This is a genomic window from Cupriavidus necator, from assembly GCF_040578825.1.
Classification (GTDB): Bacteria; Pseudomonadota; Gammaproteobacteria; order Burkholderiales; family Burkholderiaceae; genus Cupriavidus; species Cupriavidus necator_E.
The window spans coordinates 23,481-49,416 of record NZ_JBEFLI010000053.1; the positions used below are offsets into that span (position 1 = coordinate 23,481).

The window sequence follows — 25,936 nt, forward strand, 5'->3', positions numbered from 1 at the left end:
CGCTCCCTCTCTCGCAGGCGGGAGAGGGGAGCTTGCTGCAAGTGCCATCGCAGCCATCACCAAATCAAATAACCCGGCAAGCCTCATCAAACGACAACCGCGGACCGCGCGGATGCAGCTTGTCGATTTCCCCGTAGCCCAGATTGCACAGGAAGTTGACCTTCCACTTGCCATCCGGGAAGAACGCTGCATTGACCTTGTCGGCATCGAAGCCGCCCATCGGGCCGCAGTCCAGGCCCATCGCGCGTGCGGCCAGGATGAAATAGCCGCCTTGCAGCGAGCTGTTCATCAGCGCATCGCGGGCGATCTTCTCATTGTTGCCGGCATACCAGGAACGCGCGTCGGCATGCGGGAACAGCTTGGGCAACTGGTCGTGGAACGCGGTGTCGTAGGCGATGATCGCGGTCACCGGCGCCGTGCGGGTCTTCTCGACGTTGCCTGCCGATACGCACTCGACCAGACGCGCCTTCTCGGTGGCGGTCTTGACGAAGACGATGCGCACCGGTGAGCTGTTGGCGGCGGTCGGGCCGAACTTCATCGCCTCGTAGACCTGGTGCAGCACGGCGTCGTCCACATGGCGGTCCTGCCACACGTTATGCGTGCGGGCTTCGGTAAACAGTTGCGCCAGCGCGGCTTGGTCGAGTTGGGACATGCGCTCCTTCCTGTACTGGATTGGTAGAAGGCGCGATTGTACCGAAGGGTGTCAGCGAGTCCCGACAGCGGCTTTGAGCAAGCCGTTCAATTCTCTTGCACGTTGGCCCGGGCCGGCGCGCCGGCGCTGCCACGGCGCGTGAGCCACAGCACGCCGGCCAGGATCAGGCCGCCGCCCACCGCCTGCGCCGGGCCGATATGCTCGCCCAGCAGCAGCGCGGCCAGCAGCACCGTGACCACCGGTTCCAGCGTCGACAGCATCGATGCCTGCGCCGCGCCGAGGCGCTGCAGGCCGGCAAAGAAGGTCAGGATCGCCAGCACCGTCGACAGCAGCGCGATGCCGGCCAGCGCCAGCCAGCCGCCGGCGGTGGCGGGGAACTGCGGGGGCGCGCCCGCCATCCATCGCAGCAGGCCAACCACGCCATAGACCAGCGCGGCCGCGGTGCAGATCACCGTGGTGGTGGCGATGGGGTTGACGCCGGCGGTCACGCGCGCGCCGACGATGATATAGACGGAATAGATCACCGCCGCCGCCAGCCCCAGCGCGATGCCCAGCGCCGAGCCCTGGCCGCCGCCCACGGTCAGGCCCGCGCCGACCGAGCACAGCACCAGCGCGATCACCGCGGCCGTGCTCAGCCGCTCCTTCAGGAAAATCGCCGCCAGGATCGTCACGAACAGCGGGTACAGGTACAGCAACAGCGCCACCAGGCTGGCCTGCGCATGGTTCAGCGCGCTGAAGAAGCAGAACGACTGGCCTACATAGCCGATGCCGCCCATCGCCGCCAGCGCCAGCACGCGGCGCCACGGCGGCAGGCCGATGCCGCGCGCGCGCATCACCCACGCCAGCGCCACTGCCGCCAGCACGAAGCGCATTAACAGCAGTCCGTAGACATCTGCCCCTGCCGCGTAGGCAAAGCGCGCAAAGATAGCCATGGCCCCGAAGGCGCTGGCGGACAGCGCGATCAGCAGCACGCCGGCGAGCTTGTCGCGGGCGTGTGCCGTGGCGGTGGAGGCGGAAGCAGTCATTCGGACGTGGTCGGGAATTCGGCGATCCCGCATTCTACTTGCACGCAAGCGTGCGCCAGCGAGGGCCGCAACCCTCGTTTACAATGGCGCCACCATGTTCAATCCCTCACGAGAAGAAGTCCGCCGTTTCTTCTGCGATGCCTGGCAGAAGCAGATCGCAGGCGGCGTGCTGACCCCGCTGGAAGCCATTGCCGTCGACTGGATCGGCGAGCATCCCGAGTACCAGAACCTGCTGCGCGACACCGAAGGGGCGTTGACGCAGGACTACACCCCTGAAAAAGGCCAGACCAATCCCTTCTTGCACCTGGCCATGCACCTGTCGATTTCCGAGCAGGTATCGGTTGACCAGCCGCGCGGCATCCGCCAGGCCTACGAAGCGCTGGCGCGCCGGCTCGACTCCCCCCACGAGGCGCAGCACCAGGTGATGGAGTGCTTGGGCGAAATGCTGTGGCAGGCACAACGCACCGGCCAGCCGCCGGACGGCGACCACTACGTCGACTGCATCAAGCGCCGCGCTAACCGCTGAATACTGCACCTGTCAAGTGCAGCGTACAATTCGTCACAACCCTCCGCACAGGAAATGGGTAGTCTTTGCGCGTTCAGAAATCTCTGATCCGCGCAGCCGTCACATGGCGGCGCGGTTCCCGCCAACATGTCCCGAATTACCCTGTCCCGCGGGCGCCGGCTGGCGCCTGCACGCCATGCTCTTGCCCCGATTTTCCTCACCCTGACGCTGGCCTGGCCGCTGGCCGGCCATGCCGGCGTGGCGCTGCTGCAGCCCGCGCGCGTGATCGACGGCAACAAGCCGCTGACGCTGACGCTGGTGGTCAGCGCCGATGACGGCACGCGCCGCTACCGGATCCCCGACACGCTGGAAGTGACCGCCTCGGGCGACCTCCAGGCGCCGATGCGGCTGGTGCTGTGGCGTGAAGTGTCGGGCCCGGCCGTGGTCAACCTGCGTCGCGGCGAGCATCGCGCGATCCGCTATACGGTGGCACTGCCGCCGGGCCTGCGCGGCCAGGTGCGGCTGGACGCGACCGGCATCGACGCCGCGCCGGTGCTGGTGACGCTGAACCGCCTGCCGCAGCCGGGCGAGTCCGCCACGGCTGCGCCGGCGGTCGCCGCCAGGCCGTCAGCGCCGCCGGCCGAGACCGCCGGCACCACCGAAGGCACCGAAGCCGCGGCCGTGCCGGTGACCCCGGTCACCACCGCCACCGCGTCCGCCCCGGCGCCCGCAGACCTGCGCGACAGCGCGCGGCTGTCGTTCCACGACCCGATGTATTTCATGGTCGGCGGCCATGGCGGCGCCAACGCCAAGTTCCAGCTCAGCTTCAAGTACCGCATCTTCGAAGGCGAGGATCCGGCGTCGAAAAGCCTGTTCGACAACCTGTACGTCGGCTACACCCAGTTCTCGATCTGGGACTGGTCCGAGCAGTCCAAGCCGTTCCGCGACACCAACTACCGGCCCAGCCTGTTCTACTACCTGTCCGATACCGGCGTGCGCAACAGCGTGATCAGCCGGCTGTCGATCGCCACCGGCCTGGAGCATGAATCCAACGGCCGCGACCACGGCGAATCGCGCAGCATCAATACGGCCTTCATCAAGCCGACCTTCTACTTCGGCGACCAGAACGACTGGCACTGGCGCGTCGCGCCCAAGGTCTACGCCTACGTGGAGAAGAGCGACAACCGCGACATCGCCCACTACCGCGGCTTCATGGACCTGGGCATTGCCTACGGGCGTCCGGATTCGTGGGAATTCTCGGCCACGCTGCGCAAGGGCACGCGCAAGTGGTACGGCAGCGTCGACGCGCAGGTGAGCTACCCGATGGCGCGCCTGCTGCCCGGCACCGCCGGCTATCTGGTGGCGGGCTACTTTGCCGGCTACGGCGAGAGCCTGCTCGACTACAACCACAAGATGCCCTGGCAGTTCCGCCTCGGCTACGCGCTGACACGCTGACGGCCGCGCGGCCGGCTCAGCCCGCCAGCGGCTTGCCGCTGGCCTTCAGCCGCGCATTGGCGACCGCAGCGGCGAACTGGCCGTGGCCATGCCAGCCGGTGGCCCGGCCCAGTTTCTTGCCGTTCTGGAAGAACATGAACACCGGGATGCCGTGCAACCCGAAGCGGCGGCCCAGTTCCGGGTGTTCATAGACATTGGCGTGCAGCCAGTGCAGCCCGAGCGCGCGGATCGGCTCGGGATTGGCCAGCATGGCCTTCTTGGCCATCTCGCAGTTGAAACAGTCGACGCCCCAGAAGAACACGCACACCATCGCGTCGCCGGCATCGGCAATGGCGGCGTCGATGCTGCTGTCATCGACCTGGCGCATGCCGAAGGCATCGAAGGCACGGTGGTCCAGATGGGGGACCGGGGACGGTTCGCTTGTCACGGTTCGCTCTCCGCAAGAAAGGCAAACGCCCGGGCCAGCCGGCACCGGGCGTTGCGTCAGGATGTCGGCCGGCATGGCGCAGCCGCGCCGCCGGCGCTGCCTTACTTCGGTGCCGACACCGTGACCAGCGCCGGCCGCAGCACGCGGTCGGCAATGGTGTAGCCCCGCTGCAGCACGGCCACCACGGTGTTGGGTTCCTGCTCGGACGGCACCATCGAGATGGCCTGGTGGCGGTGCGGGTCGAACTTCTCGCCCACCGGGTTCAGTTCCACGATCTTGCCGCGCTCGAATGCCGCGGAAAGCTGGCGCGCGGTGAGTTCGACCCCCTCGCGCAGCTTGGCGATATCGCCCGAGCCATCGGCCAGCGCTGCCTGCAGGCTGTCCATCACCGGCAGCAGGTTGTCGGCGAAATTTTCGATCGCGAACTTGTGCGCCTTGGCGATATCGTCCTGCGCGCGGCGGCGGATGTTCTCGCCTTCGGCAACCGCGCGCATGTACAGGTCGTAGTTCTCGCGCGCCTTGGCTTCGAGGGCGGCAAGCTGGGCCGCCACGTCGTCCACGGCAGCGGGTTCCGGCGCGGCGGTCTCCTGGGTAGCGGTCGCGGCGCTGGCCGCCTCATCGCCCGCGGGCGTAGGCGTCTGGGTGGATGGCGTCTGCTTCTGGTCTTCCATGTCGATCCGTATCAATACATTGTCGCGGTCTGGCGCAGGCCCGGCCGCGGGTGGTAAATCGGCGTGTGTTGCAAGCAGGTGGTGGCACGGTGCCGGTTTTCAAGAGTGGCGCCGGCGAGACGCGGAAACACACGGTTACAAAGCGCCGGCGTATGCAATAGACGCCTTATTGCTTTGCTGCACTGCACTCACTAAGATTCTTCTTAATAAAAATGACAAAAATGTCGGGGGCCCGAAGATGGTTCACGGATGTGCCTCTTCAGAGAGGTTCGCCATGCATAAGTTGCCTGTGGTGACGCTGTGCTTTGTGGCCGCATTGGCGGTCATGACCGTGTTTATCTGCCTCTCTGGCGCGTTCACGTCGCGCGATACGGAGTATGGCAGTGGCAAGGCGGTGTTCAAGCACTACATCGTCCCGATGGTGAGTCAGGAAGTCACGCAGGAATAGTCGGACGGCCACCACCGGCCCGGCCCAGTTCCGCCGCGCGGCGGCCCCGGCAAGGCGCCGGGGTCGCCGCGTTGTCGTTTGGACAGCGCTTACCTTCACTTCCTCGCCGGCCCTCATCCCTTGAAGTCGTCGATGCGGCGCCGGTCGCGCTTGGTCGGGCGGCCCTGTAGCTGTGCCGAGGGCTCCGGCTGCAGGCGCCTGCGTTCGGCATCGGCCTGCCGGCGCGACTGGCTTTCAGCGCTTTCCTCATACAGCGTCTGCGCCACCGGCGCCGGGCCGCGCGCGGGCGCAATCCCCTTGACCACCAGCTCCCAGCGCTGCTGGTGCGCTTCCAGCACCACGGTATCGCCTGGCTTGACCTCGCGCGAATTCTTGCACAGCTGGCCGTTGACGGTCACCTTCCCGCGCTCCACGGCCTCGGCCGCCAGCGAGCGCGTCTTGAAGAAGCGCGCGCACCACAGCCATTTGTCGATGCGCTGGCGCGCATCCGCCTCGAAATCTACATTCATGCCGCCGCTCCCCGCGTCTGCGCGCGAGCGCGCCGGGCTTCCAGTTCGTGCGGATGCGGCGTCGCCAGCGGCCAGCCCTGCAGGTGCTGCAGCGCGATCTCTGCCATGGCCGCCACCCACGGCGCCGAATCGTTCATGCACGGGATGAAGTGGAAGTCCTTGCCGCCCGCGACCTTGAATTCAGTCTGCCCTTCCATCGCGATCTCTTCCAGCGTCTCGATGCAGTCGGCCGGGAAGCCCGGGCAGAACACATCGACGCGGCCCGCGCCGACCTTGCCCAGTTCGGCCAGCGTCGGGGCCGTGTACGGCTGCAGCCATTCCGCCTTGCCGAAACGAGACTGGAACGTCACCTGGTACTGACCCGGCTGCAGACCCAGCGCTTCGCCCAGCATCCGCCCGGTCTTCAGGCACTCGCAGTGGTACGGGTCGCCCAGTTCCAGCGTGCGCCGCGGCACGCCGTGGAAAGACAGGATGAGCTTGTCGCCGCGGGCGAAGTCCGGCATGCCGTGCTGCGCCCAGTAGGCGCCGACCTGCTGCTGCAGCGCTGAAATATAGGCCGGGTGATCATGGAAGTGCTTGACGAGCCGCAATTCAGGCTGGTTGCGCCATTGGCCCAGCACGCGGAACACCTCGTCGAAGGCCGTCGCCGTGGTGGTGCCTGAATACTGCGGATACATCGGCAGTACCAGCACCTGCTCGCACCCCTGCCGGCGCAGCGCCTCCAGCACCGATGCGATCGACGGGTTGCCGTAGCGCATCGCGCACGCCACCGTCACCTCATGGCCGTTCTGATGCAGCAGCCGCTGCAGCGCATGCGCCTGGCGTTCGCTGTAGACCAGCAGCGGCGAGCCCGTCATATGGGCCTCGCGCAGCCAGATCGACTCGTATTTGAGCGCCGAGGCGCGCGAGCGCAGCGGCAGGATCACGCCATGCAGCAGCGGCAGCCAGGCGGCACGCGGGATCTCGACCACGCGCGGGTCGGACAGGAATTCCTTCAGGTAGCGCCCTACCGCCTTGGGCGTGGGCGCATCGGGAGTACCCAGGTTGACCAGCAGGATGGCCGTGCGCGGCGCCTGACCATGCTGGTAGGCCGGTTCGGGAGAAAACGTCATGTCGCTTCCGGGTTGGCGCGGCGAGCACGGAGCCCGCAGAAAGCGAGCGCCCGCAACACGCATCGGCAAAATTTGCCGCGCTCGGTAGGAATGGGGCAGCTTGGGAGACCGGCCAGCCGTGTCACTGGTTCTGGCTCAGCGCGCTGGACAGCAGCCGCGCGGTGATGTCGACGATGGGGATCACGCGCTCGTACGCCATGCGCGTCGGTCCGATCACGCCCAGCGTGCCGACGATCTGGCCATCGACCTCGTACGGCGCGGTGATGACCGCCATGTCTTCCAGCGGCACCAGCCGGCTTTCGCCGCCGATAAATATCTGCACGCCCTGGGCATGGCTGGACACGTCCAGCAACTGCAGCAGGCTGGTCTTGTGCTCGAACACGTCGAACAGCCGGCGCAGCTTGTCCATGCTGGAGGCCAGGTCTTCGACTTCGAGCAGCTTGCGCTCGCCGCTGATATAGACGTGGTCGTCCTCCTCGTCCTCGACGGTGCTGCCGGCCTCGACCGCGGCATGCATCAGCTGCGACATGTCGCGGCGCAGGTCGCGCAGTTCCACGCGCAGGTGGTCGCGCACCGAGTCGAAGCTCATGCCGGCGTAGTGCAAGTTGAAGTAGTTGGCCGCCTCGATGAGCTGGGCCGGGGTGTATGCCAGTTCGGTCTGGATGATGCGGTTCTGCACGTCGCCTTCAGGGCTGACGATGATCAGCAGGATGCGCTTTTCCGACAGCCGCATGAATTCGATCTGGCGGAACGCCTGCGCGCGCCGCGGCGTCATCACCACGCCGGCAAAGTGCGACAGGTTGGACAGCGTGCGTGCCGCCATGGTGATCATCCGCTGCGGGCCCAGTTGCTGCCCGCCGAGCTGGTCCTGGATCTGGCCGGTCAGCTCGGCCAGGTCGGCGTTGCGCTCCAGCGGCTTGGCCGTCAGCATGGAATCGACGAACAGCCGGTACCCGCGCGGCGTCGGGATGCGGCCGGCCGATGTGTGCGGGCTGGAAATGAAGCCCATCTCCTCCAGATCGGACATCACATTGCGGATCGTCGCCGGCGACAGGTCCAGCCCCGAGTATTTCGACAGGGTGCGGGAGCCGACCGGCTGACCTTCCGCGATATAGCGCTCGATCAGGGTCTTGAGCAGCGTTTTGGAGCGTTCATCCATGATGCCCCGATTTTACGCAAGTTTTGGACCTTCAGGCGCCCGGCCTTGCCCGGCGCCGGGTTGCGCACCCGGCTTGCTGACAACGGTCATGGCGGTATGGTCTAATCCCGGCATGCCCGCCCCCCCCAAAGCCAGCGCGTTGCGCACTCCGTTCAAGACCGTCGCCCTGGTGGGCCGGTATTCCACTGCCGGCATCGAAGGCCCGCTGGAGGAGATCGCCTCTTATATCCTGCGCAACGGCCAGGATGTGGTGTTCGAGCGCGAGACCGCGCTGGCCACCGGGCTGACCTCCTACCCCGCCCTGTCCGCCGAGGAGATCAGCCGTGAGGCCGATGTCGCCGTGGTGCTGGGCGGCGACGGCACGCTGCTGGGCCTGGCGCGCCAGCTTGCCGGCCACGACGTGCCGCTGATCGGCGTCAACCACGGGCGGCTCGGCTTCATGACCGACATCGCGTTGGAAGACGCGCATACGGTGCTGCCCGACATGCTCGACGGCCGCTACGAGGCCGAGGTACGCCTGCTGCTCGAATCGCGCGTGGTGCGCGACGACATGGACATCTTTTCGGCGCTGGCGCTGAACGATGTGGTGGTGAACCGCTCGGGCATCTCCGGCATGGTGGAACTGGCCGTATCGGTGGACGGCAACTTCATGTACAACCAGCGTTCGGACGGCCTCATCGTGTCGAGCGCGACCGGCTCGACCGCCTACGCGCTGTCCGCGGGCGGCCCGATCCTGCACCCGACGCTGTCCGGCGTGGTGCTGGTGCCAATCGCCCCGCATGCGTTGTCGAACCGCCCGATCGTGCTGCCGCAGGATGCCGAGGTCACCATCGAAGTGGCCAGCGCGCGCGACGCCAGCGTCAATTTCGACATGCAGTCGCTGACCTCGCTGCTGCCCGGCGACCGCATCGTGGTGCGGCGCTCGAAGAAGACCATCAACCTGCTGCACCCGGTCGGCTACAACTACTACGCCACGCTGCGCAAGAAGCTGCACTGGCACGAGTATCCGTCCGAAGACAACCGCCTCTGAGCACACTGAGCCGCCCCTCAGCCCGAGCCCGAACCACCGGACCGATACCCTTCAACGCCACGATGCTGCGCAGCCTGTCCATCCGCGATTTCGTCATCGTCGATACGCTCGACCTGGACTTCACCTCCGGCTTCACCGTCTTTACCGGCGAGACCGGCGCCGGCAAATCCATCCTGATCGATGCACTGGCGCTGGTGCTGGGCGAGCGCGCCGATGCCGGCGTGGTGCGCGAAGGCGCGCCGCGCGCCAGCGTCAGCGCCACCTTCTCGACCCACCCGGCGCTGGACGCCTGGCTGGCCGAGCGCGAACTCAACGCCGAGGCCGACGACGGCGTGCCCAGCGTGCTGCTGCGCCGTACCGTCGACGCCGGCGGCCGCAGCAAGGCCTTTATCAACGGCGCCGCCGCCACGCTGGCGCAGCTGCGCGAAGTGGGCGACCAGCTCGTCGATATCCACGGCCAGCATGCGCACCAGCTGCTGTTGCGCCCGGATGCGCAGCGGCTGCTGTTCGATGCCCATGCCGGGCTGACCCAGCAGGCCGGCGCCGTGGCCGAGGCCTGGCGCGCGTGGCGCGCCTGCGTGCGCCAGCGCGAGGCGGTCGAGCACCAGTCGCGCGAGATGCAGCTCGAGCGCGAACGGCTGGAATGGCAGGTGGGCGAGCTGGAAAAGCTCAACCCTCAGCCGGGCGAGTGGGAAGAGACCCAATCCGAGTACAACCGCCTGTCGCATGCCGCCGGCCTGATCGACGGCAGCCGCGCCGCGCTGGACGCGCTGTCCGAGGCCGACGGCTCGGTGCTGTCGGCGCTGAACTCCATCGTGCACCGGCTGCAGCAGCTTGCCGATGTCGATCCCGCGCTGCGCGACGTGCTGGCCGCGCTGGAGCCTGCCCAGGTGCAGGCCGAGGAGGCCGCGCATTCGCTCACGCGCTACGTCGACCGGCTCGAACTCGATCCCGAACGGCTGCAGGCGGTGGAAGAACGGATGCAGGCACTGCACGCCACCGCGCGCAAGTACCGGCTGCCGCCCGAGCAGCTCCCCGACGAACTGACCGCGCGCCGCCAGCAGCTCGACGACCTGCAGGCCGCGCAGGACCTGAACAAGGTGATGGCCCGCGAGGCCGCGGCCAAGGCCGCCTACCTGACGCTGGCGCAGCACCTGAGCCACGCGCGCAAGCAGGCCGCGCAGGCGCTGTCGGCGGCGGTGACCGAAGCCATGCAGGGCCTGTCGATGGCCGGCGGCAGCTTTGTCGCCGCGCTCAATGCGCTGGAGGAAGGCCAGAGCTACGGGCTGGAGCAGGTCGAATTCCTGGTCGCCGGCCATGCCGGGGTCAGCGCGCGGCCGCTGGCCCGCGTGGCTTCAGGCGGCGAACTGGCGCGGATCAGCCTGGCGATCTCGGTGATCACCAGCGAAGCCTCGCCCACGCCGACGCTGATCTTCGACGAGGTCGATACCGGCATCGGCGGCGCGGTGGCCGAGGTGGTCGGACGGCGCCTGCAGGAACTGGGCCGCGCGCGCCAGGTGCTGTGCGTGACGCACCTGCCGCAGGTGGCGGCGCAGGCCGATACCCACCTGCTGGTCAGCAAGGAAACCACCGATGCGGGCGAAGGCTCGGTCACGCGCTCGCGCATCCGCGTGCTCGACCCGGCCGGGCGTGTGGTCGAGACCGCGCGCATGCTGGGCGGCGCCACCGTCACCGCGACCACGCTGCAGCATGCCGAAGAAATGCTGGCCCAGGGCATGACCGACAGCATGACCGACAGCGCCGCAGCCCAACCGGCGCGCGCCCCGGGCGGCAAGGAAGGCCGGCGCGGCCGCCGCGCCGCCGGCTGAAGTCCGCCGCCATCCCAATCTGACAGGAGCTTCATCATGACCCGCCAAGCGCCGCAAGCCGGCTCCCGGCACCGCCCTCGCCGCCACCGGGCATCCCTGCGCGCCGTGCTGGCCATCGCCACCGCCGCCTCGGCGGCCTTGCTGGCGCTGTCCGGCTGCCAGGCGCAGTCCAAGGCCTACGCGCCGCCGCCGGGCAGCATCAGCGACGACCGTTCGCTCGGCGACATCATGGTCCGCTTCAAGCCGCCCGCGGTGGACATGTCCGAAGACGCCGGCAAGCTGCTGGCCGAGATCAAGGGCCCGATCCGCTTCGTGGTCAAGCGCCCGATGTCGGGCGGCGTGTGGCTGGTCACGGCGATCTCGCCGTCGCCGGAAGCGACCCTCGACCAGGCCGTCGACACGCTGCGCGCCGCGCCACGCATCGACACCGCCGAGCCCGACCGCCTGCTCAAGCCGAGCCGGAATATCCCGACCAGCCGGGACATGCCGAAGAGTTGAGCCGGGGGCGGGACCCGTCCGAAAGCGGCGAGTTCTAAACCTTCGGTAGACCTTGCGCAAGGCGCCAGGATCGTATTCGCTACATAGCACGCCCCCCGCCGCTGGCCACGGCGCCCCAGGAGGAATACATGCCACTCCCCCACGCGCAGTCCGCCTTCCATCGATGCCTGCCGGCCCGCCGCTGGCGGGCCGCCCTGCTGGCCGTGGCCGCCTTGTGCGGCGCGTTGCCGGCCACCGCGGCGCTGGCTGCCCCGGGGGCCACGGCCTACACCGGCCATATCATCGTGCGCTGGCGCGACGGCGCCACCTCCGTCACCGACCCGGCCAAGGATCCGGCCTCGGCCGCGACCACCGCGCCCAAGGACAAGCTGCAGCAACTGCGCGAGCACACCGGCATCGCCGCCACGCTGCGCCGCCCGATGGGCGGCAACCTGGAACTGCTGCAGGTGCCCGCCGAGCTCGCCGCCGACCCGGAGGCTGCCGCGGCGCGGCTGCGCCAGGATCCGCGCGTGGCCGATGCCGTGCCAGACCGCTGGCTGCGGCTGCACGACACGCTGCCCAACGATCCCGAATTCCGCATCAACCAGCCCTACCTGATGGGCACCGGCACCACGGTCGGCGGCGTCAACCTGCCGCGCGCCTGGGATCGCACCGGCGGTAGCAGCGGCGTGGTGATCGCGGTGGTCGACACCGGCACGCTGCCCCACCCCGACCTGGCCGGGCGCCTGCTGCCCGGCTACGACTTCATCAGCAGCAGCACCATCTCCAACGACGGCGACGGCCGCGACGCCGACGCCACCGACTCCGGCGACAACGTGCCGGTCGGCTTCACCTGCCCCGGCAGTTCCACGCCTGCAACCGAGGCCACCCACAATAGCTGGCACGGCACGCGCGTGGCCGGCGTGCTGGGGGCGCTGACCAACAATGGCCAGGACATCGCCGGCGTCGACTGGCATGCGCACATCCTGCCGGTGCGCGTCTCGGGCCGCTGCGGCGCGCTGCTGTCGGATACGGTCGACGCAATGCGCTGGGCCGGCGGCCTGTCGGTACCCAATGTGCCGGCCAACCCGACGCCGGCGCGGGTGGTCAATATCAGCCTGGGCGGCGGCACCTGCAGCGGCATCGAACAGCAGGCCGTCAACGACCTGAACGCCCGCGGCGTGGTGGTGGTGGCCGCGGCCGGCAACAACCGCGGCGCGGTGGAAGCGCCGGCCGACTGCAGCGGCGTGATATCGGTCACCGCGCATGCCAACGACGGCGAGAACGCGACCTATGCCAACGTCGGCCCGCAGGTGACCATCAGCGCGCCGGGCGGCGGCTGCGGCAATTCGCGCGTGCAGAACGGCCAGTGCACGGTGACGCTGTCGGTGATCCGCACGCTCGGCAACCGCGGCGAGACCGCGGTGGGCGATTACACGGTGTCGTCGTCGCAGGGCACCAGCTTTGCGGCGCCGATGGTGTCGGGCGTGGTGGCGATGATGTTCGCGCTGAACGGCTCGCTGACGCCGGCGCAGGTCACCGCGGCGCTGAAGGCTTCGGCGCGGCCGCATCCGTCGGGCACCTACTGCACCACCAACCCGGGCGTGTGCGGCGCGGGCCTGCTCGAGGCCGATGGCGCGATGCTGGCCGCAGTGTCCGCACCCGCGGCAGCGGCGGCCCCGGCGCAATCGTCCGGCGGTGGCGGCGGCGCGGTGCCGCTGTGGGGCGGGCTGCTGCTGATGCTGACGGGACTGCTGTCGTTCGCCGTGCGCCGGCGGGCCTGAGGCGAGCTGCCTTCTTCAGGCGCGGACGCCGCCGTTCACGGGGCGCCGCGCCAGCCACCACTCCTGCAGCACCCAGCACAGCAGTCCGGCCACCGCGCCCGCCCCATGCGCGGCGCGCACCACACCGAAGCCCAGCGCTGGCTCGAACACCACCGGCGCCAGCCACGACTGTTCCAGCCAGACCTTGACCAGCACGCCCAGGCACAGCAGCACGCCGAGCGCGCGCGACCGGCCCGGCGCGCGCAACAGCGCCAGCCCGCCCCACACGGCGAGCCCGTGCAGCGCGCCTGACAGCCCACCATACCAGGCGATCGGCGGCACGCGCAGCAGCGCCACCTGCACGGCGATGCCGCAGGCGAGCAGCACCAGCAGCATGGCGCGCGCCCGCGCCACGCGCCCGGCGGCAAACATCAGCCCGGCGGCCGCAAGCGCGTCCGCCAGCCAGTGAATCCAGCCCAGGTGGACCCACATCGCCGAGGCCAGCCGCCACCACTGGCCTTCCAGCCGCACCGCATCGCGCAGGTAAAGGCCATGCGCATGCCACCACGGCACGAAGGTGAACCAGGCCGACAGCGCCCACACCAGCGCGATGGCGCCAAGCAGGCCCGGCCACGCGGCGCCGGCGGGCAGCGGCCGTCCTGCCGCGGGCTCAGTCCTCACCGAACACGGCCCGCCATAGCGCGCGCACCTGCGCGGTCTGCGCCGCCACCGAAGCGGCCGCCACGCGCGCATGCGCCTGGCCGTCGAGCCGCAACTGGTGCTGGCGCGCGCGGAACAGCCGGTAGGCATCGCCCACTGCCCCCGCCAGCGTGGCATCGATCAGCCCCAGCGCGCCGGCCTCGCGCAGCAGCGCGATATTGCCGGCGTTGCGCGTCAGTTGCGGATGGGCGCGGCTGTGCAGCAGCACCAGGTACTGCACCGTGAATTCGATATCGACCATGCCGCCGCGGTCGTGCTTCAGGTCGAACTGGCCGGTGGGATTGGGATGGCCTTCGGACACCTTGTGCCGCATCTGCACGATCTCGTCGCGCAGCGCGGCGGCATCGCGCTCCTGCCGCAGCACCTCGCCGCGCAGCGCCTCGAAGCGGTCGCCGATGGCGCTGTCGCCCGCGCAGTAGCGCGCGCGCGTCAGCGCCTGGTGCTCCCACACCCATGCAGTGTTGTCGCCCTCGCGCAGCTGGTAGCGGCGGAACGCGTCGAAGCTGGTCACCAGCAGGCCCGCGGCGCCGTTGGGGCGCAGCCGCGTGTCGACGTCGAACAGCGCGCCGGCCGCGGTATGGCTGGTCAGCCAGGTGATCAGCCGGCGCGCGTAGGCGGCGTAGACATCGGGCGCGCGCTCATGCTCGTCGTCGTAGAGGAAGATGATGTCGAGGTCCGATGCATAGCCCAGCTCTTTGCCGCCCAGCCGGCCATAGGCGATCACCGCGAAGCGCGGCTCGTCGCGATGGCGCGTGGCGAGCTGGCGCCATACCGTTTCCAGCGTGGCGTCGAGCATGGCATCGGCGAGGTCGGACAGGCGGTCGGCCACCTGCTCCACCGTCAGCATGCCCTGCAGGTCCTGCAGCAGCACGCGGAAGGTTTCGGCATGGTGCTCGCGCCGCAGGATATCCATCTGATGCTCGACCTGGCCCTCGGCGGCCAGCAGCCGCTCATGCAGCCGCTTGCGGAACGCGGCCCAGTCCGGCGGGCCGGCGAGCGCGTCGCTGTCGAGCAGTTCGTCGAGCAGTTGCGGATGGCGCGTCAGGTAGGCCGCGGCCCAGCGCGAGGCATGCAGCGTCTGCGCGACCCGGTCCATCGCCTGGGGGTACTCCGACAGCAGCGACAGGTAAGAGGCGCGGCGGCTGATCGCTTCCAGGAAGTCGATAAAGCGCGCGATGGTGCTGTCGGCGTCTTCCTGGCGCGCGGCCAGGTCAAGCGCGCGGTTCACGAGCTGGTCGAAACGCGCGCGGCTGGATTCGGACAGCGCGCGGTAGCGCAGCGATGACGCGATCGCGCGCAGCCGGTCGAGCAGCCCGGTGCAGTCGGTGAAGCCGGCGGCCTGCAGGCGCTGGCACGGCGCGGCGGCGTCGCCGCTGGCCTGGTCGTCCTGCTTCTGTTCCGGGTTGTCCTGCGCCTCCGCGGCGTTGTCGTCGAACACGATGCCCGGCCACAGCGCTTCGCACGGCGCGGCATCGGGGTCGGAGAAGGTCGCCTCGAACTGCTGCGCCACCGGGTCCTGCAGCGCGGCCAGCCGCCCCAGCAACTCTTGCCAGTCGGCGCAGCCCATCATCCGCGCCACCGCCAGTTGCTCGTCGGCCGAGGTCGGCAGGTGGTGGGTCTGGGCGTCGTCGCGGTACTGCAGCCGGTGCTCGAGCTGGCGCAGGAAGCGGTAGGCATCGCCCAGCTGCTCGGCCTGGCCAGCCGGCAGCAGGCCGCGCTCGACCGCCACCGCCAGCACTTCCAGCGTCGGCCGCACGCGCAGCGCCGGGTCCTGGCCGCCGCGGATAAGCTGGAACACCTGCGCCATGAACTCGATCTCGCGGATGCCGCCGCGGCCCAGCTTGATATTGAACGAGCGCTGGTTGACGCCATGCCCGGCCAGCCCGCCGCTGCGCTTGGCGGCTTCGGTGCGGATCTGCGCATGCAGCGAGCGGATCGCCTCGATCACGCCATAGTCGAGGTAGCGGCGGAACACGAACGGCATGGTCAGCCGCGCCAGCAGGCTGGCGGTGCGCTGGGCGTGCGGCGTGTCCTGCGCCGACACCACGCGGCCCTTGATCCAGGCATAGCGCTCCCATTCGCGCCCCTGCACCACCAGGTACTCCTCCAGCATGCCCAGGCTGCACGCCAGCGGGCCGGCGTCGCCGTTGGGGCGCAGCCGCATGTCGACGCGGAACACATAGCCATCGCCGGTCACTTCGGCCAGCAGGTTGATCAGCCGCCGTCCCAGCCTGATGAAGTACTCGTGGTTGGACAGGCTGCGCGGGCCGCCCCGGGTGTCGCCGTCCTCGTCATACAGGAAGATCAGGTCGATATCGGACGAGACATTGAGCTCGCGCCCGCCCAGCTTGCCCATGCCGACCACCACCAGCTCCTGCACCTCGCCGCTGTTGGCGCCGACCGGCCGGCCGAAGGTGGCGGCCAGGTCGTCGCCCAGCATCGCCAGGCCGTACTGGATCGCCAGCTCGGCCAGGTCGGTCATGGCGCCGGTGACTTCGCCAAGCGCCGCCAGGCCGCGCAGGTCGCGCTCGATCACCACGCACATGACCTCGGCGCGCAGGCGGCGCAGCGCGCGCCTGGCGGCGTCCTCGGCATCGGCGGAAGGCTCGTGCAGCGCCTGCAGGCGCGCCTGCATCCACGCACGCGTCAGCGGCCGCGTGGCGGCGTCGGCAAGGATGGCGGGCAAGCCGGGACGGGCCTGGACAATGCGGCGCGCGTAATGGGAATACGCAGCCGAGTACAATACCGGGCCGCTGGCCTGGTCACCGCCGTCAGCCGCCGCCGGCGCCAGGGCAACGGTCGTGGCAAAGGCGCCGGCCGCCATGGTGCCGGGGCCCTGCCCTGCAGTGGCCGATGTGGCGGCCGGTGTGGCGCCCGCGCCATGTTGGTCGGCAGTTTCGCCGGCGGCGGAACTCGTCGGTTCAGAGGCAGTCATTCCAGTAACTTGAAATGCGAGAAAAGGTGCGGCCTTGGGTATCGGCAACTAGCGGCCCGGCGCCAGCGTCTTCGTGTCCGCGCATGGCACGCCATCGTCATCAAAGATGGGATGCCAGATGCGCATTTTTTGTCGGCGCCCCGTGCGCATCATCAGTTTTAGCCGGCCGGGCACCAGATTGGAGAGCGGCTAGTATTGTCGGATAATCTGCGCATGTCCAGCCGCGCCCCACAACCCGCTGACGGTCCTCCCCCCAATGGCGGCGCGGGCGGGGCCAAGGCCGCCGCCACGCTGGCCTCCTCACGCTCCGGGCCATCCCCGAACGTCGATTCCCCTGCCGCACCGCACCGGCCGTCTGCCTTCGCGCGCGCGCGTGCGCGTGCCTACGCGGGCGGGAGCGGCCTGGTAGCCGCAGTGACGGCCACCGTGCGCCACCCGTTCTGGCGCTGGCTGGGGCGCGCGCTGGTGCGGCTGGCGCTGGTGCTGGCGGTACTGGCGCTGGTGCTGGGCCTGCTGATCCGCTTCGTGCTGTGGCCGCAGGCCTCCGCCGCGCGCCAGTGGCTGGAGGAGCGCGGCTCGCAGGCGCTGTCGGCGCAGGTCAGCATCGGCGCGCTCGATACCTACTGGGACGGCTGGCATCCCGCTTTCCGCGCGCGCGAGCTGCACGCCGTCGACGCCCAACAGCGCCTGCTGCTGTCCTCCGCCACGCTCGACGGCAAGCTGGCATGGCGTTCGCTGTTCAGCATGGGCCTGCAGTTCGTCTCGCTCAGCGCCACCGGCACCGACGTGCTGGTGCGGCGCACGCAAGAGGGCCGGTTGCTGGTCGGCGGCATGCTGGTGGACTCGGCCGGCGGCCACCAGGACGACGACCGCTTCCTGGGCTGGCTGATGTCGCAGGGCCGCGTCTCGCTGTCGGGCGGCAAGCTGCGCTGGCTTGACGAGAAGGCAAGGCTGCCACAGCTCGACGTGGGCGAGATCAAGCTCGACACGCGCCGCGACGGCGCGCGCCATGCGGTGACGCTGGAAGCGCGCTCGCCGGCGCTGGGCCCGCGGCCGCTGGTGGTGCAGTCCAACTTCCGCAACGACTACCTGCACAGCGCCGGCAACTGGCGCTACTGGACCGGACAGGCCACCTGGGACCTCGCGCAGCTTGACCTGCCGGTGGTGCAGCGCTACCTGGCGATGTTCGAGCGCGTCGCCAGCGGCACCTTCAGCACCGACGGCAGCATCGAGTTCCAGAAAGGCCGCATCGCACGCAGCCAGACCCGGCTGCGCGCCAGCGGCGTCGACCTGCAGCTGGCCGGCGCCGCCGAGCCGCTGCGGCTGGCCAATGCCCAGGCGTTGCTGCTGCACCGGACCGAGCGCGACGGCAGCAACCTGCTGACCGTCGATACGCTGCTGTGGCAGCCGGCCGACGGGGACGCACCGGCCGCCGCCGACAGCACCTGGCGCGAAGGCATGCGCCAGGTCACGCTGGGCTGGGCCGCGCATAAAGACGGCAGCCTGCGCAGGTTCTCGCTGAAGGCCCCCACGCTGGACCTGAACACGTTGCGCGCGCTGGCCACGTCGATGCCGCTGGACACCGCGGTGCTGCGCCGGCTGCGCGCGCTGCAGCCGGCCGGCCGTCTCGACAACCTCAACGTCAACTGGAGCCGCGAGCGCACCGGGCTGCTCGACCGCCGCAGCGGCCAGGCGCACTACAGCGTGCAGGGCACGCTGCGCGACGTCTCGGTCAACGGCCAGCCGGCGGTGCCGGCGGTCGGCGCCGATGGCAGGGCGCGGCTGGGCACGCCCGGCTTCTCGCGCCTGTCCGGAACCTTCTCTTTCGATGACCAGCAGGGCCACGCGCGCTTCGAAGGCAATGGCGCGTCGCTGACGGTGCCCGGCCTGTTCGAAGAGCCGCGCGTGCCCTTCGACCAGATCGGCGGCGACCTGCGCTGGCAGCGCACCGGCGGCAAGCTGGCGGTGACGCTGGACGGCATCCGCTTCGCCAATGCCGATGCGGCGGGCACGGTAAGCGGCACGTGGCGCGAAGGCGGCGACGGCACTTCGGGCATCGCCGACCTGAGCGGCGGGATGAGCCGCGCCCAGGTGGCACGCGTGCCGCGCTACCTGCCACTGTCGATCCCCGCCGGCACCCGTCACTACCTGGCGGGAGCGCTGGCCGGCGGCGACGCCGCCAACGTGACCTTCGTGCTCAAGGGCGACCTGGCGCACTTCCCGTTCCACGCGCCGCACGAGAAGGCGGGCGAGTTCCATGTCGACGTGCCGATCGAGCACGTGCGCTACCAGGTCGCTCCGCATGAGACCGCCACCGGACCCAACGGCAGCACGCCGCTGTGGCCGGTGTTCACCGACATCGCCGGACAGGTGGTATTCGACCGCGGCGGCATGACCTTCCTGGCCAGGCGCGCGGCGGTGCAGGACATCCCCGGCATTACGCTGCAGGACGTCAGCGGGCGCATCGACGATCTCAGCGAGCATGGCCGGCTGATGATCGACGGCGGCGCCACGGGCCCGGTGCAGGGCTTCCTGCGCTGTATCGCCACCTCGCCGGTGCGCGAATGGACCGCGCACGTGGCCGATGCGGCGCGCGCGCACGGCAACGGCGAGCTGAAGCTGAAGCTCGACATGCCGCTGGAGCACGCCAGTGCCGCCAGGGTGGACGGCCGCTTCCGCTTCCCCGGCAATGATGTCGTGCTCAGCCCGCAGCTGCCGCAGTTTGGCAATGCCAACGGCACCATTACCTTCAACGAGCACGGCTTCGGGCTGGAAAACCTGCGCGCGCGCTTCCTGGGCGGCGAGGTGCGCTTGGGCGGCGGCACCCAACCCGACGGCGCCACCCGCGTGACCGCCAGCGGCAATGCTTCGGCAGCGGGGCTGCGCGAAGCCGCGGCGGGTTCCGCGCTGGCATCGCTGGCGGCGCGGCTGGAAGGCAGCACCGGCTACAACGCCGTGATCGGCGCGCGCGAGCGCCAGCTCCAGGTGCAGCTCAGCTCCGAACTCAACGGCATGGCGATCGGCCTGCCCGCGCCACTGGCCAAGGCCGCCGCGCAAGACATGCCGCTGCGCGTGGACCTGCGCCCGGCCGGCGGCGCGGCCCGCGCCGGCACCGACGAACTGGTGGTGCAGCTCGGCAATGCGCTGAACGCGCGCTACCTGCTGCGCCGCGACACGGGCAGCGATGTCAGCGTGCTGGCCGGCGGCATCGGCGTGCAGCAGGCCGCGCCCCCGCCGACGTCCGCCATCAGCGCCGCGGCCACGTTCGACCAGCTCGATGTCGATGCGTGGCGCGCCGCTTTCGCCGGCGGCGCCACGGGCAGCAGCGCCGCCGGTGCGCCCTCGCCCTTCCTGCCCGGCCGCATCGCGCTGCGCGCGCGCACGCTGCACGCCATGGGCCGCACGCTGGACGATGTGACCATGGATGCCACGCGCGAGGGCGACGGCTGGAACGCCAGGGTCGAATCGCGGCAAATTGCCGGCGCGGTGCAGTGGCGCCCGGCCGGGCCGTCCGCCGCCGGCTCGCTGCAGCTGCGCCTGGCGCGGCTGAACGTGCCCGACGCCAGCGATGAAAACAATGTGGTGGACGCGCTCGCCAGCAGCATCGACGAACTGCCCGCGATCGACCTGGTCGCCGACCAGTTCATGCTGCGCGGGAAAGACTTCGGCAAGCTCGAGGTCAAGGCGCATACCGGCATGAGCGGCGCCGACCCGGTCTGGACGCTGGACAAGCTGCAGATCGAGCAGCCCGGCGCCACGCTGACCGGCCACGGCAGCTGGCGCGTGCCGCGCCGCCTGCGCGCCGATGCCAACGCCGAGCGCCGCACGCTGCTGTCCTTCGCCATCGATATCCGCGACGCCGGCGACACGCTGGACCGGCTGGGCCTGGCGCACACGCTGCAGGACGGCAAGGGCAAGCTGGAAGGCCGGGTGGCGTGGCGCGGCTCGCCGCTGTCGATCGACTACCCGACGCTGTCCGGCAAGCTGTCGCTGGAGCTCGAGAACGGCCAGATCCTGAGCGTCGAACCGGGCGCGGCGCGGCTGCTGGGCGTACTCAGCCTGCAGGGCCTGCTGCGCTTTGCCACGCTGGACTTCCGCACGCTGTCGGGCCGCGGGCTGCTGTTCGACCGCATCGCCGGCTCGGGCACCATCGAGAACGGCGTCGGCACGATCCAGGACTTCCAGCTGCGCAGCCCGCAGATCATCGCCAGCATGACCGGCACGGCCAACCTGCTGCGCGAGACCCAGGACTTGCGTGTGGACGTGGTGCCGCGCATCAGCGCCACTTCCACCTCGGTGGCGGCCGCCTTTATCAACCCCGTGCTCGGCATCGGCACGCTGGCCGCGCAGCTGCTGTTCGCCGACGAATTCTCCAAAATGTTCACCCAGCACTACCGCGTCAGCGGCAGCTGGGCCAACCCGCAGATCGGCAAAGTGGAGGAGAATAAGACGCAAGGCAGGACCTTCGAGAACCGCGCGGACCCGGCCTTCCCGAAGTAAGCCCCCGCCGTCCACAGAGGAAACCAACGCCCATGACAGCTCCCGTCCCGTTCCGCGTCGCCGCCGTCCAGACCGTCACCGGCACGTCGCTCGATGCCAACCTGGCGCGCGCCGACGCGCTGATCGCCGAGGCCGTCTCAGGCGGCGCCGAGCTGGTGCTGCTGCCGGAGTACTTCTGCATGATGGGCAAGTCCGAAGCGGACAAGGTTGCGGTGCGCGAGCACGACGGCGACGGCCCGGTGCAGCAGTTCCTGGCCGACGCGGCACGCCGCCACGGCATCTGGCTGGTGGGCGGCACGCTGCCGATGTGGTGCGACGATCCCGAGCGGGTCTACAACACCTCGCTCGCGTTCAATCCGCGCGGCGAGCGCGTGGCGCGCTACGACAAGATCCACCTGTTCGGCTTTACGCGCGGCACCGAGAGCTATGACGAGTCGCGCACCATCCTGGCTGGCCGCACGCCGGTGAGCTTCCAGGCGCCATGCGGTCGCGTGGCAATGTCGGTGTGCTACGACCTGCGCTTCCCGGAGCTGTACCGCGGGCTGGCCGCCGGCGAGGGCACCAGCCTGATCCTGATGCCCGCCGCCTTTACCTACACCACCGGTCAGGCACACTGGGAAATCCTGCTGCGCGCCCGCGCCATCGAGAACCAGTGCTATGTGCTGGCCGCCGCACAGGGTGGCAAGCACGAGAACGGCAGGCGCACCTGGGGCCATTCGATGCTGGTCGATCCGTGGGGCGAAGTGCTGGCCATGCTGCCCGAGGGCGAAGGCGTGGTCGGTGGCGTGATCGATCCCGTGCGCCTGGACGAAGTCCGGCAGAACCTGCCGGCGCTGCGACACCGCGTGCTGTAGCATGTACGAATTCGCGGGGCCGCCAGCGGCGGCGCCCGCCCACGGAATTATCGGCGCCGGCGGCGAGCCGGCGCGACCCAAAAAAGAAAGGACCATTCATGAACGTCGGCGATCTCGGAATCCGCAACCTGGCCACCGCGCAGCAACTGCTGCTGGCGCCGTACGGCCTGGACGAGGCCAAGCTCCAGCGCGTGCTGGCCGATATCTTCACGCACAAGGTCGACTACGCCGACCTGTACTTCCAGTACACCCGCAACGAGGCCTGGAGCCTCGAGGAAGGCATCGTCAAGTCGGGCAGCTTCAGCATCGACCAGGGCGTGGGCGTGCGCGCCGTCTCGGGCGACCGCACCGCCTTCGCCTACTCGGATGAAATCAGCCTGCCGGCGCTGTCGCAGGCGGCAGCGGCCACGCGCACCATCGGCCGCGCGGGCAGCGGCCGCATCAAGGTTGCCAGCGAACTGAACACGCACGCCGGACGCAACCTGTACGCGTCCAACGACCCGCTCGATTCGATGAGCGCGGCCGAGAAGGTGGCGCTGCTCGAGCGCATCGAACGCATGGCGCGCGCCAAGGACCCGCGCGTGGTGCAGGTGATGGCTGGCCTGGCCGGCGAATACGACGTGGTGCTGGTGGCCCGCAGCGACGGCGTGATCGCCGCCGACGTGCGCCCGCTGGTGCGCGTGTCGGTCACGGTGATCGCCGAACAGGGCGGCCGCCGCGAGATCGGCTCGTCCGGCGGCGGCGGCCGCTATGCCTATGGCTACTTCACCGACGACCTGCTGCAGACCTATGTCGACGAGGCGGTCTCGTCGGCGCTGGTCAACCTGGAAGCGCGCCCTGCCCCCGCCGGCGCGATGACCGTGGTGCTCGGCCCGGGCTGGCCCGGCGTGCTGCTGCACGAGGCGGTCGGCCATGGCCTGGAAGGCGACTTCAACCGCAAGGGCTCGTCGGCGTTTGCCGGCCGCATGGGCGAACGCGTCGCGGCCAAGGGCGTGACCGTGGTTGACGACGGCACGCTGGCCAACCGCCGCGGCTCGCTCAACCTGGACGATGAAGGCAACCCGACCCAGTGCACCACGCTGATCGAGGACGGCATCCTGCGCGGCTATATCCAGGACACGCTCAACGCGCGCCTGATGAAGATGCCGGTCACCGGCAACGCGCGCCGCGAAAGCTATGCCGCCCTGCCGATGCCGCGCATGACCAACACCTACATGCTCAACGGCGACAAGGACCCGAAGGAGATCATCGCCAGCGTCAAGAAGGGGCTGTATGCGGTCAACTTCGGCGGCGGCCAGGTGGACATCACCAACGGCAAGTTCGTGTTCTCCGCCAGCGAGGCGTACCTGATCGAGGACGGCAAGATCACCACCCCCGTCAAGGGCGCGACGCTGGTCGGCAACGGGCCGGAATCGCTGAAGGACGTGACGATGATCGGCAACGACATGCGGCTGGATTCGGGCGTGGGGGTGTGCGGCAAGGAAGGACAGAGCGTGCCGGTGGGTGTGGGGCAGCCTACGTTGCGGATTGAGAATATGACGGTGGGTGGCACCGCCTGAGCAAGGTGTTCTCCCTCTTCCCTCAGGGGGAGAGGGACCGGGGTTCAAGCCACCCGCCGCCACTTGCCAACATTTTCAAAAGGCGCTATAAAGATGCTTCGCCGTGCCCGAAGCAACCGATGCACCGCGAAATTTGACTGACCGGCGCGCAATTTCCTGCCTTTCTGCCACGCAGTGCAGCATAAATTCAGCGCCTTCCGCTCAAAACGATTCAAGCTGACCCAAGCCAACGCCTTTTTCCGCCATGTCCGCTAAGTTTTACTTTTACTTCTTTAGCGATCTCACACCGCTGGCGGATAGGGAGGGACGGCTGTAAGCAGCGCCCCGAACACAAAAAAGACCGCCAGCGACCCTGGCGGTTTTTTTATACCTGTTTGCGTCCCCCACACTCTCACGACCTCACAAAGCAATCCTGGAGCCATCATGCTGAAGAACACCGACGACCTGCGCATTCGCGAACTCAAGGAGCTGCTGCCGCCGGCGCACCTGATCCGCGAATTTGCCTGCTCCGAAAAGGCCTCGGACGTGATCTACGGCGCGCGCCAGGCCATGCACCGCATCCTGCACGGCATGGATGACCGGCTGATCGTCATCATCGGGCCGTGCTCGATCCACGATACCCGTGCCGCGCTGGACTACGCCAAGCTGCTAAAAGTCCAGCGCGAACGCTTCGCCGGCGAGCTAGAAGTGGTGATGCGCGTGTACTTCGAGAAGCCGCGTACCACGGTGGGCTGGAAGGGCCTGATCAACGACCCGCACATGGACGGCAGCTTCAAGATCAACGACGGCCTGCGCACCGCGCGCGAGCTGTTGCTGAACATCAGCGAGATGGGCGTGCCGACCGGCACCGAGTACCTCGACATGATCAGCCCGCAGTACATCGCCGACCTGGTGAGCTGGGGCGCGATCGGCGCGCGCACCACCGAATCGCAGGTGCACCGCGAGCTGGCGTCGGGACTGTCGTGCCCGGTGGGCTTCAAGAACGGCACCGACGGCAACGTCAAGATCGCGGTCGATGCGATCAAGGCCGCGTCGCAGCCGCACCATTTCCTGTCGGTGACCAAGGGCGGCCACTCGGCGATCGTGTCGACCTCCGGTAACGAGGACTGCCATGTGATCCTGCGCGGTGGCAAGGCACCCAACTACGATGCCGCCAGCGTGCAGGAAGCGTGCGACGCCATCGCCAAGGCCGGGCTGGCTTCGCGGCTGATGATCGATGCCTCGCACGCCAACAGCAGCAAGAAGCACGAGAACCAGATCCCCGTGTGCGAAGACATCGGCCGCCAGATCGCCGCCGGCGACGAGCGCATCATCGGCGTGATGGTCGAATCGCACCTGGTGGCGGGCCGCCAGGACCACGTGCAGGGCGCGCCGGTCGAGAACCTGACCTACGGCCAGTCCGTGACCGATGCCTGCATCGGCTGGGACGACTCGGTCCAGGTGCTCGAAGGCCTTGCCGAGTCGGTGCGCCAGCGCCGGCTGGTGTCGGGCAGCGGCAACTGATGGAAAGGCCGCGGGCACCTATGCCCGCGGGCATGGCGGCCGGCTACATCCGGCTGTCATGCATGGCGCCGCCGCTGAGGTCGGCCAGGTCCGGCGTGACCTCGGCGTAGCGCAGCAGTTTCCCGCCATGGCGGGCGAGAAAGGCGAATGCATCGCTTTCGGCCCTGAAGCTCGCCAGCGTCGGTCCCATCGAGCTGTGGCGCCGGCTGCCGGCAACATAAAGGCCGGTGGTGGCATCGAACCAGTGGCCGCGCGGACGTTCCCAGTCGGCGCGGCCCATGTCCTGCACGAACACCGCACGCACCGGCCTGACCTGCTCCGGCCGCAGCAGCGCGTGGAACATCTCCACCGTATCGCAGAACCAGTGCGGGTGCGCCTCGCCCGCGTAGAAGATCTGCGCCTTGGGCCCGGGATAATCGGCCAGCAGCATGCCGTCCAGCGCGCAGGCGGTGGCGGACTCGATCTCTTCCGGCTGCGCGGCGGCATCCGGCTTGCGGCCGCAGGCGGCGACCAGGACGGCACTGCCGGCCATGGCCAGCAGCAGGTTGCGGCGACGCAATGACAAAGGGGAACACATCAGCGGAATCTCCTGGCAGCAAGGACCAGCGGCACGGCGATCCACGCCAGCAGCGCCGCCCCGGTCGGCCACGGGCTGGCCAGCGCGGGCGGCACGATGCTGGCAACACCACCGGCGCTGCGCAACTGGTCCAGGGAAAAGGCATTGACGATACGGAACAGGTCGGCGGGGTTCAGCAACAGCAGCCAGGCGATCCAGTCGGTGGCGGCTGCGCCGGTGCCATTGC

The 25,936-nt window shown here is 69.3% G+C and carries 21 protein-coding genes and 1 pseudogene; 11 read left to right on the forward strand and 11 right to left on the reverse strand.

Going from position 1 to position 25,936, the window contains the following annotated elements; translation table 11 throughout:
• Positions 1 to 64: 64 nt before the first annotated feature.
• Positions 65 to 652, reverse strand: a complete 588-nt coding sequence (locus AB1I47_RS23315; RefSeq protein ID WP_354686082.1) for a malonic semialdehyde reductase — start codon at positions 650 to 652, stop codon at positions 65 to 67.
• Between the two features lie 86 nt (positions 653 to 738).
• Positions 739 to 1,677 carry a DMT family transporter gene (locus AB1I47_RS23320; protein WP_354686083.1) on the reverse strand — a complete coding sequence of 313 codons (939 nt, stop codon included), beginning with the start codon at positions 1,675 to 1,677 and terminating at the stop codon, positions 739 to 741.
• 94 nt (positions 1,678 to 1,771) lie between these two features.
• On the opposite strand from AB1I47_RS23320, the gene AB1I47_RS23325 reads away from it, so the two are divergent.
• Positions 1,772 to 2,203, forward strand: coding sequence for a DUF1841 family protein (locus tag AB1I47_RS23325; protein WP_354686084.1), 432 nt, complete (start codon positions 1,772 to 1,774; stop codon positions 2,201 to 2,203).
• Between the two features lie 126 nt (positions 2,204 to 2,329).
• A complete protein-coding gene (locus AB1I47_RS23330; RefSeq protein ID WP_354686085.1) occupies positions 2,330 to 3,637 on the forward strand; it encodes a phospholipase A in 1,308 nt (435 codons plus the stop codon).
• 16 nt (positions 3,638 to 3,653) lie between these two features.
• Here the strand turns inward: AB1I47_RS23330 and AB1I47_RS23335 are convergent, their stop codons facing one another.
• Both AB1I47_RS23335 and grpE read right to left on the reverse strand, forming a co-directional pair.
• Positions 3,654 to 4,004: a thioredoxin family protein gene (locus AB1I47_RS23335; RefSeq protein ID WP_354686102.1), complete on the reverse strand. Its 351-nt coding sequence runs from the start codon at positions 4,002 to 4,004 to the stop codon at positions 3,654 to 3,656.
• Positions 4,005 to 4,165: 161 nt separating this feature from the next.
• A complete protein-coding gene (gene grpE / locus AB1I47_RS23340) occupies positions 4,166 to 4,735 on the reverse strand; it encodes a nucleotide exchange factor GrpE (RefSeq protein ID WP_354686086.1) in 570 nt (189 codons plus the stop codon).
• A 274-nt stretch (positions 4,736 to 5,009) separates the two neighbouring features.
• Between grpE and AB1I47_RS23345 the strand changes: the two genes are divergently transcribed.
• Positions 5,010 to 5,183, forward strand: a complete 174-nt coding sequence (locus tag AB1I47_RS23345; RefSeq protein WP_354686087.1) for a hypothetical protein — start codon at positions 5,010 to 5,012, stop codon at positions 5,181 to 5,183.
• A gap of 113 nt (positions 5,184 to 5,296) precedes the next feature.
• Here AB1I47_RS23345 and AB1I47_RS23350 read toward each other — a convergent pair whose 3' ends face one another.
• The 3 genes from AB1I47_RS23350 to hrcA all read right to left on the reverse strand — a co-directional run bounded on the left by AB1I47_RS23350 (position 5,297) and on the right by hrcA (position 7,963).
• The gene (locus tag AB1I47_RS23350) at positions 5,297 to 5,692 is read right to left on the reverse strand and encodes an RNA-binding S4 domain-containing protein (protein WP_354686088.1); all 396 of its coding nucleotides are present in this window, start codon (positions 5,690 to 5,692) and stop codon (positions 5,297 to 5,299) included.
• Positions 5,689 to 6,804: a ferrochelatase gene (gene hemH / locus AB1I47_RS23355; protein ID WP_354686089.1), complete on the reverse strand. Its 1,116-nt coding sequence runs from the start codon at positions 6,802 to 6,804 to the stop codon at positions 5,689 to 5,691. The genes AB1I47_RS23350 and hemH overlap by 4 nt, the downstream gene beginning before the upstream one ends.
• Before the next feature lie 121 nt (positions 6,805 to 6,925).
• On the reverse strand, positions 6,926 to 7,963 hold the full coding sequence (hrcA, locus tag AB1I47_RS23360) for a heat-inducible transcriptional repressor HrcA (RefSeq protein WP_354686090.1): 1,038 nt from the start codon (positions 7,961 to 7,963) through the stop codon (positions 6,926 to 6,928).
• A 112-nt stretch (positions 7,964 to 8,075) separates the two neighbouring features.
• Here hrcA and AB1I47_RS23365 point away from each other — a divergent pair, with 112 nt between their 5' ends.
• From AB1I47_RS23365 to mprA, 4 genes are all read left to right on the forward strand, one after another.
• Entirely contained in the window at positions 8,076 to 8,993 is a 918-nt protein-coding gene (locus tag AB1I47_RS23365) for an NAD kinase (protein ID WP_354686103.1), read from the forward strand.
• A 62-nt stretch (positions 8,994 to 9,055) separates the two neighbouring features.
• Entirely contained in the window at positions 9,056 to 10,822 is a 1,767-nt protein-coding gene (recN, locus tag AB1I47_RS23370; protein WP_354686091.1) for a DNA repair protein RecN, read from the forward strand.
• Positions 10,823 to 10,858: 36 nt separating this feature from the next.
• A complete protein-coding gene (locus tag AB1I47_RS23375) occupies positions 10,859 to 11,320 on the forward strand; it encodes a hypothetical protein (protein WP_354686092.1) in 462 nt (153 codons plus the stop codon).
• A gap of 128 nt (positions 11,321 to 11,448) precedes the next feature.
• Positions 11,449 to 13,083 (forward strand): MprA protease, GlyGly-CTERM protein-sorting domain-containing form, encoded by a 1,635-nt coding sequence (mprA, locus tag AB1I47_RS23380; protein WP_354686093.1) that lies wholly within the window; start codon positions 11,449 to 11,451, stop codon positions 13,081 to 13,083.
• Between the two features lie 15 nt (positions 13,084 to 13,098).
• On the opposite strand, the gene rrtA is transcribed toward mprA, so the two are convergent.
• Together rrtA and glnE are read right to left on the reverse strand one after the other, a co-directional pair.
• Entirely contained in the window at positions 13,099 to 13,743 is a 645-nt protein-coding gene (rrtA, locus tag AB1I47_RS23385) for a rhombosortase (RefSeq protein WP_354686094.1), read from the reverse strand.
• Complete coding sequence (gene glnE / locus AB1I47_RS23390; protein WP_475572029.1) at positions 13,733 to 16,606, reverse strand: bifunctional [glutamate--ammonia ligase]-adenylyl-L-tyrosine phosphorylase/[glutamate--ammonia-ligase] adenylyltransferase; 2,874 nt, start codon at positions 16,604 to 16,606, stop codon at positions 13,733 to 13,735. The genes rrtA and glnE overlap by 11 nt, the downstream gene beginning before the upstream one ends.
• A 324-nt stretch (positions 16,607 to 16,930) precedes the next feature.
• On the opposite strand from glnE, the gene AB1I47_RS23395 reads away from it, so the two are divergent.
• From AB1I47_RS23395 to aroG, 4 genes are all read left to right on the forward strand, one after another.
• Positions 16,931 to 21,217 carry a YhdP family protein gene (locus AB1I47_RS23395; RefSeq protein WP_354686096.1) on the forward strand — a complete coding sequence of 1,429 codons (4,287 nt, stop codon included), beginning with the start codon at positions 16,931 to 16,933 and terminating at the stop codon, positions 21,215 to 21,217.
• A gap of 32 nt (positions 21,218 to 21,249) precedes the next feature.
• Entirely contained in the window at positions 21,250 to 22,071 is an 822-nt protein-coding gene (locus AB1I47_RS23400) for a carbon-nitrogen hydrolase family protein (protein WP_354686097.1), read from the forward strand.
• A 98-nt stretch (positions 22,072 to 22,169) separates the two neighbouring features.
• Positions 22,170 to 23,630 carry a metalloprotease TldD gene (gene tldD, locus AB1I47_RS23405; protein WP_354686098.1) on the forward strand — a complete coding sequence of 487 codons (1,461 nt, stop codon included), beginning with the start codon at positions 22,170 to 22,172 and terminating at the stop codon, positions 23,628 to 23,630.
• 423 nt (positions 23,631 to 24,053) lie between these two features.
• The gene (gene aroG / locus AB1I47_RS23410; RefSeq protein WP_407935891.1) at positions 24,054 to 25,133 is read left to right on the forward strand and encodes a 3-deoxy-7-phosphoheptulonate synthase AroG; all 1,080 of its coding nucleotides are present in this window, start codon (positions 24,054 to 24,056) and stop codon (positions 25,131 to 25,133) included.
• A 43-nt stretch (positions 25,134 to 25,176) separates the two neighbouring features.
• On the opposite strand, the gene AB1I47_RS23415 is transcribed toward aroG, so the two are convergent.
• Together AB1I47_RS23415 and AB1I47_RS23420 are read right to left on the reverse strand one after the other, a co-directional pair.
• Positions 25,177 to 25,710, reverse strand: coding sequence for a nitrous oxide reductase accessory protein NosL (locus AB1I47_RS23415; protein WP_354686099.1), 534 nt, complete (start codon positions 25,708 to 25,710; stop codon positions 25,177 to 25,179).
• Positions 25,710 to 25,936: pseudogene (locus AB1I47_RS23420) on the reverse strand (ABC transporter permease); the annotation flags it as partial. The gene AB1I47_RS23415 and the pseudogene AB1I47_RS23420, both read right to left, overlap by 1 nt.